Consider the following 11,987-nt stretch of genomic DNA (forward strand, 5'->3'; position numbering starts at 1 on the left):
TCCGCCGCCCTGAGACCGGCCCGGCGGGGCGATCCGCTCCCGCCGGGCCGGGCCCGCCCTCTGGGGTGGGCGGGCCCCCGGGGCGGCTGCCTGGGGGCACGCGCCCGCCCCGGGGTGTCCTATGTGGATGGTCAGCCGGCCGCCGAGCCGTCGCCCGTCTGCGGTGCGCCCGCCGGCTTGACCGCGACCTGCGGCTTCGCCGGTTTCGCCGGGTTCGACGGCTTTGTCGGCTCCGGCGGCCTCGGCTTCGTCGTGGCCGGTGGCTTCGGCTTCGTCGTGGTGCTCGGCGGCGGGGTGCCGACGATCGTGAACGTCTGGGTCGCCCTGCGGCCGTCTGTGCAGGTGAACGTCGCGGTGTACTTGCCCGGCGTCCTGATCGCCGTCGTGTGCCCGCCGATGCGGCCGAAGTTGCCGCCTTCCGACCACACCAGCGGCGCGGCGAACCCCTTCGACGTGACCGGCGTGGCCGGGGTGCAGCCGCCGCCCGCCGCGTACGTCTCCGCGTCGATCCGGCCGCCCGGCTCGGCCTGCTGGGTCAGTCCCCAGCTGACCTCGGCGGCGTCGGCCGGCGCCGCCAGTGCCAGCGTCGCCGCCCCCGCGGTCATTAGTCCGATCAGTGTTTTCTTCAGCATGGTCAGTCCCCTCTCCTGCGTGGTCCCTCCACGCTTGAGCCGGGGAAATGGTTGAGCCACAGCAATGTTCAAGTACGTGAACGACTATCGAGTCTATGTTTCCCGGTCACGTATGCGTTAACTTGTCCGCCGTTGATCCCGTTCGACGACGAGGGAGACCGCGATGCGCACCGGCCGGCTCGTTCTTGCCGCGGTACTGGGGTTGTCGCTCGCGGCACCGGCCACGGCGCTCGCGGACGCGCAGCCGTGGCGCGACGCCCGCCAGTCGCCCGACCGCCGCGCCGCGGAGCTCGTCGCCGCGATGACCCTCGACGAGAAGATCTCCCAGCTGCACCTGCAGCCCGACGCCGAGCACCAGCGGTTCGTCCCGCCCATCCCGCGCCTCGGCGTCCCCGGCTTCCGGATCGCCAACGGCCCCGCCGGAATGGGCCCGGCCGACGACAAACCGCAGAAACCGGCGACCGCGCTGCCGGCCACGATGGCGCTCGCGGCGACGTTCGACACCGGCCTCGCGCGCCGCTACGGCCGCCTGATCGGCGACGAAACCCGCGCCCTCGCGCACAACGTGTCCGAAGGGCCCGACATCAACATCGCCCGCGTCCCGCGCAACGGCCGGACGTTCGAGGGCATGGGTGAGGACCCGGTGCTCGTCGGGGCCATGGGCGCCGCCGACATCCGCGGCATCCAGGAGAACGGCACCATCGCCGAGGTCAAGCACTACGCGGCGAACAACCAGGAGACCCAGCGCCAGAGCATCGACGAGCACATCGACGAGCGCACCCTCAACGAGCTGTACCTGCCGCACTTCGAGCAGGCCGTCACCGAAGGCCGCGCGGGCTCGGTGATGTGCGCCTACCCGAAGATCAACGGCGTGTTCACGTGCGAGAACCCGGCACTGCTGCAGGACAAGCTGCGCGACGACTGGGGCTTCAAGGGATTCGTCCAGTCGGACTGGGGCGCCGCGCACAGCACCGTCGGCTCGGCGAACGCGGGCATGAACCTCGAGATGATCGACGGCACCTGGTACGGCGAGAAGATGAAGCAGGCCGTGCTCGCCGGGCAGGTGAGCGAACAGCGCGTCGACGAGCTGCTGGTGCCGCGGTTCCGGACGATGTTCGCGTTCGGGCAGTTCGACCACCCGCCGGTGCTCACCCCGCTGCCGACCGCTGAGCACGACGCCGCCGCGAAGCAGTTCGCCGAACGCGGCATGGTGCTGCTGCGCAACGACCACGCCCAGCTGCCGCTCGGCTCCGCGGTGAAGTCGATCGCGCTGATCGGGCTGTTCGCCACCAAGGCCAAGACCGGTGGCGGCGGCAGCTCCGCCGTCATCCCGACGTCCACAGTGGACCCATTGCCGGGGCTGACGGCCCGGGTGCCGGGCGCCGCGGTGACGTTGGACGACGGCAGCGACCCCGCCCGGGCAGCCGCCCTGGCGGCCGGGTCCGACGTCGCGGTCGTGATGGTCGGCGACAACGAAACCGAGGGCAAGGACCGGCCGAGCCTGGCCCTGGACGGCAACCAGGACGCGCTGGTGGCGGCGGTCGCGGCGGCGAACCCGCACACGGTGGTCGTGGTGAAGAGCGGCGGCCCGGTGCTGATGCCGTGGGCGTCGTCGGTGCCGGCGATCCTGCAGGCGTGGTACCCGGGCCAGCAGGACGGCGCGGCGGTCGCGAGCGTGCTGTTCGGCGACGTCAACCCGTCGGCGAAGCTGCCGATCACGTTCCCCGCGGCGGACGCGGACACGCCGGCGAACACGGCGGCGCAGTTCCCCGGAGTGAACGGGGTCGCGGAGTACTCGGAGGGGCTGCAGGTCGGCTACCGCTGGTTCGACGCGCAGGGCCGCGCGCCGCTGTTCCCGTTCGGGTACGGCCTGTCGTACACGACGTTCGCGTTCTCGGGTTTGTCGGTGCGTCCGGCGGGCGACGGCGCGACGGCGACGTTCACGGTCCGGAACACGGGTCACCGCGCGGGCGCGGAGGTGGCCCAGCTGTACCTCGGTTTCCCGGCGGCCGCGGGCGAACCGCCGCGGCAGCTGAAGGGGTTTTCGCGGGTGGAGCTGGCGCCGGGACAGTCCCGCCGGGTGACGATCCACCTGGACGCGCGCGACTTTTCGGTGTGGGACGCGGCGAGCCACGCGTGGGCGCCGGTGAAGGGCGGGTTCACGGTTCAGGTGGGTGACTCGTCGCGGTCCCTGCCGCTGCGGGCCTCGCTCGTGCGCTGACGTTCACGGTCTCGCGAAGTTGTCCACAGCCCGGGCGTGATGTGGATCAGCACGGCTGGGCAGTGACTTTGCCCGGCTTGTCGTCGGAGGGGTCCGATACGCTGGACAAGGGCACGCCCCCCAGGGAGGGCGGGGGTTCCGGCAAAGTCGGGTCAGCGCGGCCGATCCGGTCGCCCGCACGTCATGAACGGGTCGTTCATGTCGTCTGACGAGGTGAACGACCCGTTCATGGCATCGCCGCGACGCCGGGCAGACCGCGCGGCCACGACTTTGCCGGAACCCTGCCAGGGAAGGGCGGGGGTCGCTGTGGGGGCCGGAGATCGGCTTCAGGCCTTGCAGCCCGGCGCGCTCGCCGCGGCGGTCAGCAGTTCCGGGGACTCCGCCAGCGGGGCCACCGGGTCGTAAGTCCCGTCGACGTCCTGCTGAGCCTGCTCCAGCGCCTTCCACGCCGGATCCTGCGAAGCCGCGTCGCCCGGCTTCGCGCCGTCCAGTGCCTTCTTCGCGTCGCGTGCCCGGTCGCGGGCCGTCGTGTACTTCGTGACGAACGCCTTGCGGACCGTCTCGGCCAGCGGTACCGGCGCCGGCGGGAGAGCCTGCAGCCGGTCGACGACCTCGCCCGCCCGGTCCGCGATGCCGCCCAGTTCCTGGCTCAGCGCCCGCTGCGCCTCCTCGACCGAGCCAGGCTCGGACGTTCCCGGGACCGCCTCCGCGTTGGTGCGCTTCCGGTAGTCGTGGATCGCCGAGCAGAAACCGTCCAGCCAATCGAGCGTCGCCGGGTCGGCGGACGGGGGTGTCGCGAGCGTCGGTGGCGCCGTCACCGTCACCGTCGGCGGCGCCACCGGGTCCGCACCGGAACACGCGGTCAGCAGCAGGCACGCCCCCAGCAAACCCGGCACGACCACCTTCATGGCTTCCCCTCCCGCTTTGCGAGTACACGCGCGAGGGGCCCCGCCGGTTGCGTCACGCCGCGGCGAGCGTCCCGCCCAGCGCCGACCGGCCGTCGTCGGTCAGCTCCGCCCGCGTCCACTGCCCGACGGCCACCACGCGGACCGGCCGGATCAGGCCCGCCCGCGCCAGCTCGTGCGCCGTCGCCTGGTCGCAGCACGGCAGCCCGTCGACCCGCAGGTCCGGTTCGCAGCTGCAGGTCAGCTCGGCCCGCCCGGCGCCGACCGCCCGCAGCATCGCCAATGCCCTTCTGTTCAACATGGTCGTTCCCCCTCCGTGGTGCTGTCCTGGAGGAGACGTGGCCGCCGTCACCGAATACGCCGTTTTCGCGAGGTTCCCCCGAACGGTGCACCATGACGTCATGACGAACCTGATCGAAGACCCGGCCGTGCGCGCGTTCGTCGACGCGCTGAACGCGGGCGACCGCGCGGCGTTCCGGGCCTCGCTGACGCCCGACGCGACGATGTCCGACGACGGCACCGACCGCGACCTCGCGCAGTGGACCGAAAAGGAGATCTTCTCCAGCCAAGGCCACCTCGAGGTGGAAACCGCCCAGGAGGAGGGGCGGCAGTTCGTCGCGAACTACTCGAACTCGACGTGGGGCGCCATGCGGACGCGGTGGGCGTTCACCGTTCGCGACGGCAAGGTGGCGCGCTTCGAAACCGGTCAAGCCTGAACCCTGACCGGCTTCAGAGCCGTTCCTGCAACGCGTCCGCCGCGGCGAGCAGGTCCGCGGCCCAGCGCGCCCCCGGCTTGCGGCCGATGCGCTCGATCGGGCCGGACACCGACACCGCGGCCACGACCGTGCCCGCGGAATCGCGCACCGGCGCCGAGATGCTCGCCACCCCGGGCTCGCGCTCGGCGACGGACTGCGCCCACCCGCGGCGCCGCACCTCCAGGAGCGTCCGCTCGCCGAAGACCGCGTCGGCCAGGATCGTGCGCTGCGTGTGCGGATCCGCCCACGCGGCGAGGACCTTCGCGCCCGAGCCGGCCGTCATCGGCAGCCGCGAACCCACCGGGACCGTGTCGCGCAGGCCGGATGGCGGTTCCGCTGTCGCGACGCACACGCGCTGGACGCCGTCGCGGCGGTAGAGCTGCACGCTTTCGCCCGTGACGTCCCGCAGCTTCGGCAGCACCACGCCCGCCGCGTCGAGCAGCGGGTCGGTCGAACCGCCGGCCAGTTCGGCCAGCGCCGTACCGGGACGCCAGCGGCCGTCCGGACCGCGGCGCAGCAGCCGGTGCACCTCGAGCCCGACCGCGAGCCGGTGCGCGGTGGCCCGGGGCAGGCCCGTCCGCGTGCACAGTTCCGCGAGGCCGCAGGGGTCGTCCGCGACCGCCTGCAGGACGGCCACTGCTTTGTCCAGTACTCCGATACCGCTATGCTGTCCCACGACCCGATACTAGCGTCCCGCACTTTGGGAAGTCCAGCATCTGGGAAAACCCTGAACTCGAGCTGCGCCCTTCCTTCGCGGCTCGCATCCGTTCCGCAGGTGCGCGCCCGAGTTCCGACGTCGAACCGTGGAAGGAGCCGGAGATGACCAGCCCGACCGGCAAGGCCCGCACGCTGGCGGAGAAGGTGTGGGAAAGCCACCTCGTGCGCCGAGGTGAAGGCGCCGAGCCGGACCTGCTCTACATCGACCTCCACCTGCTGCACGAAGTGACCAGCCCCCAGGCCTTCGACGGCCTCCGGCTGGCCGGGCGGCCGGTGCGCCGCCCCGACCTGACCATCGCGACCGAGGACCACAACGTCCCGACCGTCGACATCGAGCTCCCCATCGCCGATCCGGTCTCGCGCACCCAGGTCGACACCCTTCGCCGCAACTGCAAGGAGTTCGGGGTCCGGCTGCACCCGATGGGTGACGCCGAGCAGGGCATCGTGCACGTCATCGGCCCGCAGCTCGGCCTGACGCAGCCCGGCATGACCGTGGTCTGCGGCGACAGCCACACCTCCACGCACGGCGCGTTCGGCGCCATCGCGTTCGGCATCGGCACGTCCGAGGTCGAGCACGTGCTCGCCACGCAGACGCTGCCGCTGCGTCCCTTCAAGACGATGGCGATCACCGTCGACGGCGAGCTGCGGCCCGGCGTCACGGCGAAGGACATCATCCTCGCGGTGATCGCGAAGATCGGGACCGGCGGCGGCCAGGGCTACATCCTGGAGTACCGCGGCCAGGCCATCGAGGCACTCTCGATGGAGGCGCGGATGACCGTCTGCAACATGTCGATCGAGGCCGGCGCCCGCGCCGGGATGATCGCGCCGGACGAAACGACGTTCGAGTACCTGAAGGGCCGTCCGCACGCGCCGCGGGGCGCCGACTGGGACGCGGCGGTGGAAAACTGGCGGCAGCTGCGCACCGACGACGGTGCCGAGTTCGACGCCGAGGTGCACCTGAACGCGAGCGAGCTGACGCCGTTCGTGACCTGGGGCACCAACCCCGGCCAGGGGCTCCCGCTGGGCGCCGAGGTGCCCGACCCGGAGCGCATCCCGGACGAGAACGACCGCATCGCCGCTGAAAAGGCCCTGTCCTATATGGACCTGAAGCCCGGGACGCCGCTGCGCGAGATCGCCGTCGACACCGTCTTCCTCGGCTCCTGCACCAACGGCCGGATCGAGGACCTGCGGGCCGCGGCCGAGGTGCTGCGGGGTCGGAAAGTGGCGGACTCGGTCCGGATGCTGGTGGTTCCCGGCTCCATGCGGGTCCGCAAGGCCGCCGAGGCCGAGGGGCTCGACCAGGTCTTCACCGAGGCGGGCGCGGAGTGGCGCCAGGCCGGCTGCTCGATGTGCCTGGGCATGAACCCGGACCAGCTGAAGCCGGGCGAGCGCAGCGCGTCGACGTCGAACCGCAACTTCGAGGGCCGGCAGGGCAAGGGCGGCCGGACGCACCTGGTCTCGCCGCTCGTGGCCGCCGCCACGGCCGTGCGGGGCACGCTGTCGTCGCCGGAAGACCTGCTGACCGCCGCCCGCTGACCCACCCGAGGAGCTACCGATATGGAACCGTTCACCCAGCACACCGGCATCGGCGTCCCGCTGCGCCGGTCCAACGTGGACACCGACCAGATCATCCCGGCGGTCTACCTCAAGCGGGTGACCCGGACCGGGTTCGAGGACGGCCTGTTCGCCGCCTGGCGCGGTGACCAGGACTTCATCCTCAACACCGAGCCGTTCAAGAACGGCAGCGTGCTGGTCGCGGGGCCGGACTTCGGCACCGGGTCCTCCCGCGAGCACGCCGTCTGGGCGCTGCTGGACTACGGCTTCCGGGTCGTCATCTCCGCCCGGTTCGCCGACATCTTCCGGGGCAACTCCGGCAAGGGGGGCCTGGTGGCCGCCCAGTGCGAGCAGCACGACGTCGAGCTGCTCTGGAAGCTGCTGGAGAACGAGCCCGGCACCGAGGTCACGGTCGACCTCGAGACCAAGACCGTGCGGGCCAAGGACTTCACCGCGCCCTTCCAGATCGACGACTACGTCCGCTGGCGGTTGCTGGAAGGCCTCGACGACATCGCTCTCACGTTGCGCCATGCCGGTGAGATCGACGCGTTCGAGTCGGCCCGCCCGTCCTGGAAGCCGACCACCACGCCGATCACCGTTCCGTAGCGCTTTCGGGGGCGGAATCCCTTGTGCTGCTGGGGATTCCGCCCCTTGCGCGGTCGGCTGCGACACCACACCAAACGGCCCTCGCGGGGATCTCCCGCGAGGCGGAACCCGCCCCGGGGCAAGGGAAAGATTCCGCGTACCGGTTGGAATTTGTGCTGCCTTGGTAATACCGTGTCGCTAGTCGGCCCGACGCGGCCGTGGACGAGTACTTCCTTCTTGGAGGACTGGAATGGCCAACAAGGCCCAGCTGATCGAGGCGCTGACGGAGCGCCTGGGCGACAAGAAGGCCGCTTCCGAGGCGGTCGACGGTCTGGTCGACATCATCATCCGGACGGTCAACAAGGGCGAAAAGGTCAACATCACCGGCTTCGGGGTGTTCGAGAAGCGCGCTCGTGCCGCTCGTACCGCGCGCAACCCGCGGACCGGTGAGGCCGTGAAGGTCAAGAAGACCAACGTGCCCGCGTTCCGCGCCGGGACGACCTTCAAGGAGGTCATTTCCGGCGCGAAGAAGCTGCCGAAGGCAACGCCGGTGAAGCGCGCGTCTTCCCGTACCACCACGTCTTCCCGCGCGACGACGACCACGTCCACGCGAGCGGCGGCGGCCAAGCCGGCGACGACGCGCTCGACGACGACGCGAACCCGCGCGACGGCGGCCCCGAAGGCGGCCACGACAACGCGGGCGACCACGTCTCGCGCGAAGGCGGCTCCGAAGGCGGCGGCTGCCAAGACGACGGCTGCCAAGACAACTGCCGCGAAGACGACGGCGGCGAAGACGACGGCGGCGAAGCCCGCGGCGGCGAGGACGACGGCGGCGAAGTCCACGACAGCCCGGAAGACCACGGCCGCCAAGGCTCCGGCCCGGCGCACCACGGCGGCGAAGAAGAGCTGACCGGCCAAAACTGTCGGACCCCTGCGGTAACGTGAAATCGGGGGTCCCCCAGGGGGTGACCCCCGCTGGGCTTTCACGGCAGGGCCCCGCGCATCCGTGCGCGGGGCCCTGCCGTGTTTCGCGGACCTGGTGGGGGAGAAGCAATCGGGCGCGGTCGACTCGCGACCACGGAATCGGCTCGGGTGTCCGGACGGAGCCGGTGGGGGAGAAGCGATCCGGCTCGGCCCGCCCGCGACCACCGAATCGGCTCGGGTGCGGAGGGCGGGTTCGCAAGCCGCCCTTTCGAACGTGCGCGCTGGCCGCGCCCGGCGTGAGTTCGCAGTCACGGCAACCGAGCTGCCTTTCGTGCGGGTGAACCGGCGTTACCCGCTGCCAAGATCGGGCCGACCCCCGCAGCCACGGCAGCTGAGCCGCCCTGCCGACCCCCGAACCCGGCGTTACCGACTGCCAAGATCGGCCGTCCGAACGGGACCCGTGCACCACCCACTCGGAGCACCCACCCGCCCCGCAACCGGTTCCGCCCAATTTCGCAAAGTTGCTTGAGCGCCCGGCCGAGTGATGCCACGCTGCCTTCCTCGGGGTCCGCGTCCGGCGGTGTCCCGCGGCGCGCGCGAACCTGGGGGCGACCACCATCGACATCCGGCTGCTCGGCCCGTTCCAGGTGCTCGTCGGCGGCTCGCCGGTCGTGCTGACCAGCTCGCGGCAGCGCGCCCTGCTCGCCACCCTCGCCCTCTCCGCCGGCCGCCTGGTGACGATCGACGCCCTCGCGCGCGGTGTCTGGGGCGAAGCCCCGCCCGCCCACATCCGCGGCAGCCTCCAGACCTACGTCATGCGCCTGCGCCGGCTGTGCGGCGAAGACACCGTCGTCACCGAACCGGACGGGTACCGGCTGGTCGTCGACCCGTCCCGGGTGGACGCGCTGCGCTTCCTCCGCACCCTCGACCAGGCCGCCGCCGCCGGCGAACCCACCCGACGCCGGGCCCTGCTCACCGCCGCCCTCGCCGCCTGGGGCGGCGCGCCCCTCGAAGGCGTCGGCTCGCCCGTGCTCGCCGCCGAATGGGGGCCGCTGCTGACCGAGCGGTACCTCTTCGCCGTCGAGCAGCGCATCGACCTCGACACCGGCCTCGTCCCCGACGCCCGGCTCGTCGCCGAGCTCACCGACCTCGTCGCCCAGCACCCGCTGCGGGAATCCTTGTGGGAACGGCTGGTGCGCGTCCTCGCCCGGTCCGGCCGCCGCGCCGAAGCGCTGTCCCGCTACGCCGGCCTGCGTGCCCTGCTGGCCGACGAACTGGGCGTCGAGCCCGGCGAGGACCTGCGCCGCCTGCACGCCGAACTGCTCGCCGCCGACGCCGGACCCGCCGTCCACACCGTGCCGCGCCAGCTGCCCTTCGACGTCGCCGGCTTCACCGGCCGCGGCCCGGAACTCGCCGAACTCGACCGGCTCCCGCCCGGCGGCGCGTCCGGCATCGTCGTCATCGAAGGGACGGCCGGGGTCGGGAAGACGTCGCTGGCCGTGCACTGGTCGCACCGCGTCCGCGACCGCTTCGCCGGCGGCCAGCTGTTCCTCGACCTGCGCGGGCACTCCGCGGACACGCCCGTCACGCCCGGCGCCGCGCTGGCCGGGTTCCTGCGCGCCCTCGGCGTCCCGCCCGAAACCCTGCCTTCCACAGTGGAGGAACGCTCCGCGCTCCTGCGCAGCCGCCTCGCCGGCAGCCGCACGCTCATGCTGCTCGACAACGCCCGCGACGCCGACCAGGTCCGGCCGCTGCTGCCCGGGCCGGACAACCTCGTCGTCGTGACCAGCCGCAACCAGCTGCGCGGCCTCGTCGCCCGCGACGGCGCCCGCCGGATCGCGTTGCGCTCCTTCGACGACGTCGACGCCACCGCCCTGCTCGCCGGCAGCGTCGGGCCGCAGCGCCTCGCCGCCGAACCGGACGCCGTCGCCGAGCTCGTCCAGCTGTGCGGCCGGCTCCCGCTCGCGCTGGCGCTGGCCGGGGAACGCGCGTCGCGGTTCTCCGGCGTTTCGCTCGCGGGGATCGTCGAAGAGCTGCGCGACCAGCGGCTGCGGCTCGACACCCTGCGCGACCCGCAGGACGCCGGCACGGACCTGCGGGCCGCGTTCTCGTGGTCGTACAAGGCGTTGCGCCCGGCCGCCGCGCGCTTCTTCCGGCTGCTCGGCCTGCACCCCGGTCACGGCTTCAGCCTGTCTTCGGCCGCCGCGCTCGCCGGCGCGAACCTGCGGGAGGCCCGCGAGCTGGCCGACCAGCTCGCCGCCGCGCACCTGCTCAACCAGCCCAGCACCGACCGCTACCAGTTCCACGACCTCCTGCGCGTCTACGCCGCCGAGCTCGTCGAAACCGAGTCCAGCGCGGCCGAACGCACGGCGGCGCTGCGCCGGCTCCTCGACTGGTACCTCGCGAGCGTCGCCGAAGCGACCAAGCTCGTCCGCCCCGACCTGCTCACCGATGACATCGCGCTCGACGCCCCGCCGCTGCCCGCCGTCCCGTTCGCCCAGCACGAGCAGACGATCGCCTGGTACACGACCGAACGCGCGGCGCTCACCGCGCTCGTCGGCATCGCGGCCGAAAACGGCTTCACCGCCCACGCGTGGAAGCTCGCCTGGCTGCTGCGCGGGTTCTTCGCCGAACGCCACGACCGCGACGACTGGATCACGACGGCCCGCACGGCCGTCACCGCCACCCGCGCCGCGGACGACAACACGGGCCTGCAGTACAGCGCCAACAACCTCGGCTCGGCCTACCTGCGCACCCTGCAGCCCGACAAGGCGCTCGAAGCCCTGGAGGAGGCGCGCGCGGCGTCGGAGACGGGCGACGGGACCGCGCTGGCCGTGGCGATCCTGTCCAACCTGGCCGGCGCGTACTACGTCCGGGCCGAGTACGCCGAGGCCGAGCGCCACGCGCTGCAGGCGGTCCGGCTCGCCCGCGACCACGGCCAGCGGACGTTCGTGCCGCACGCGCTGCTGAACGTCAGCGCCAGCCGCATCGGCCTGCGCAACTACGACAACGCCGCCGAAGCGGCCCAGTCCGCGCACGAAGCCTTCGAGGGGCTGGGCGACCGCTACCACGCGGCGCTGGCGCTGGGCAACGTCGCCGAAGCGCTCGAAGGCGCCGGGCGGCACGACGAAGCGGAGAAGGCGGGCCTGGAAGCGCTCGCCGAGCTGAAGGAGCTGAACGCCGACTACGGCACCATCGACGTCCGGATCACCCTCGGCCGGCTCAAGCTCCGCACGGGCCGGGGCGAGGAGGCGCGGCGGCATTGGGCCGAGGCGCTGAGCGTCTGCCAGCGCCTCGGCGACCCCCGCATCCCGGAGATCCAGGCCCTGCTGGCGACGGTGCCCGCAGTCGGGCCCCCGTCCCGGGATGCGCCGTACCCCTAGCCCGGCGCAGCCCAGCGGGGCCCGGCACCAGTACACCAAGATCGACTGTCACGACGCTGTCGCGGCGGAGAGCGCCGCTCAGGCCCGAGACCACCCCAGGCCCCCACCCTCCCTGGCAGGGCTCCGGCAAAGTCGTGGCCGCGCGGTCTGTCCGGCGTCGCGGCGATGTCATGAAAGGGTCGTTCATGTCGTCTGACGAGGTGAACGACCCGTTCATGACGTGCGGGCGACCGGATCGGCCGCGCTGACCCGACTTTGCCGGAACCCCCGCCCTCCCTGGGGGGCGTGCCCTTGTCCAGCCTATCGGCGGC

At 72.5% G+C, this 11,987-nt stretch carries 10 protein-coding genes; 6 read left to right on the forward strand and 4 right to left on the reverse strand.

Going from position 1 to position 11,987, the window contains the following annotated elements; all coding sequences use genetic code 11:
- Positions 1-131 precede the first annotated feature (131 nt).
- Entirely contained in the window at positions 132-632 is a 501-nt protein-coding gene (locus ABFJ78_RS26895; RefSeq protein WP_436389313.1) for a hypothetical protein, read from the reverse strand.
- Between the two features lie 163 nt (positions 633-795).
- Between ABFJ78_RS26895 and ABFJ78_RS26900 the strand changes: the two genes are divergently transcribed.
- Positions 796-2,853 carry a glycoside hydrolase family 3 C-terminal domain-containing protein gene (locus ABFJ78_RS26900; RefSeq protein WP_436389316.1) on the forward strand — a complete coding sequence of 686 codons (2,058 nt, stop codon included), beginning with the start codon at positions 796-798 and terminating at the stop codon, positions 2,851-2,853.
- A gap of 326 nt (positions 2,854-3,179) precedes the next feature.
- Here the strand turns inward: ABFJ78_RS26900 and ABFJ78_RS26905 are convergent, their stop codons facing one another.
- Complete coding sequence (locus ABFJ78_RS26905) at positions 3,180-3,761, reverse strand: hypothetical protein (protein ID WP_436389318.1); 582 nt, start codon at positions 3,759-3,761, stop codon at positions 3,180-3,182.
- Positions 3,762-3,813: 52 nt separating this feature from the next.
- On the reverse strand, positions 3,814-4,059 hold the full coding sequence (locus ABFJ78_RS26910) for a hypothetical protein (RefSeq protein WP_436389320.1): 246 nt from the start codon (positions 4,057-4,059) through the stop codon (positions 3,814-3,816).
- A 100-nt stretch (positions 4,060-4,159) separates the two neighbouring features.
- On the opposite strand from ABFJ78_RS26910, the gene ABFJ78_RS26915 reads away from it, so the two are divergent.
- Entirely contained in the window at positions 4,160-4,474 is a 315-nt protein-coding gene (locus ABFJ78_RS26915) for a nuclear transport factor 2 family protein (protein ID WP_436389323.1), read from the forward strand.
- A 13-nt stretch (positions 4,475-4,487) separates the two neighbouring features.
- Here ABFJ78_RS26915 and ABFJ78_RS26920 read toward each other — a convergent pair whose 3' ends face one another.
- Positions 4,488-5,189 carry an IclR family transcriptional regulator gene (locus ABFJ78_RS26920; RefSeq protein ID WP_051183801.1) on the reverse strand — a complete coding sequence of 234 codons (702 nt, stop codon included), beginning with the start codon at positions 5,187-5,189 and terminating at the stop codon, positions 4,488-4,490.
- A 143-nt stretch (positions 5,190-5,332) separates the two neighbouring features.
- Here ABFJ78_RS26920 and leuC point away from each other — a divergent pair, with 143 nt between their 5' ends.
- The 4 genes from leuC (at position 5,333) to ABFJ78_RS26940 (ending at position 11,676) form a co-directional block, all read left to right on the forward strand.
- The gene (gene leuC / locus ABFJ78_RS26925; RefSeq protein WP_436389326.1) at positions 5,333-6,766 is read left to right on the forward strand and encodes a 3-isopropylmalate dehydratase large subunit; all 1,434 of its coding nucleotides are present in this window, start codon (positions 5,333-5,335) and stop codon (positions 6,764-6,766) included.
- Between the two features lie 21 nt (positions 6,767-6,787).
- Positions 6,788-7,390 carry a 3-isopropylmalate dehydratase small subunit gene (gene leuD, locus ABFJ78_RS26930; protein WP_436389329.1) on the forward strand — a complete coding sequence of 201 codons (603 nt, stop codon included), beginning with the start codon at positions 6,788-6,790 and terminating at the stop codon, positions 7,388-7,390.
- Between the two features lie 229 nt (positions 7,391-7,619).
- Positions 7,620-8,279: an HU family DNA-binding protein gene (locus ABFJ78_RS26935; RefSeq protein WP_436389331.1), complete on the forward strand. Its 660-nt coding sequence runs from the start codon at positions 7,620-7,622 to the stop codon at positions 8,277-8,279.
- A gap of 661 nt (positions 8,280-8,940) precedes the next feature.
- Complete coding sequence (locus ABFJ78_RS26940) at positions 8,941-11,676, forward strand: BTAD domain-containing putative transcriptional regulator (protein ID WP_436389333.1); 2,736 nt, start codon at positions 8,941-8,943, stop codon at positions 11,674-11,676.
- Positions 11,677-11,987: the final 311 nt, after the last annotated feature.

The sequence above is a fragment of the Amycolatopsis sp. MEPSY49 genome (assembly GCF_051337345.1).
Taxonomy (GTDB): domain Bacteria; phylum Actinomycetota; class Actinomycetes; order Mycobacteriales; family Pseudonocardiaceae; genus Amycolatopsis.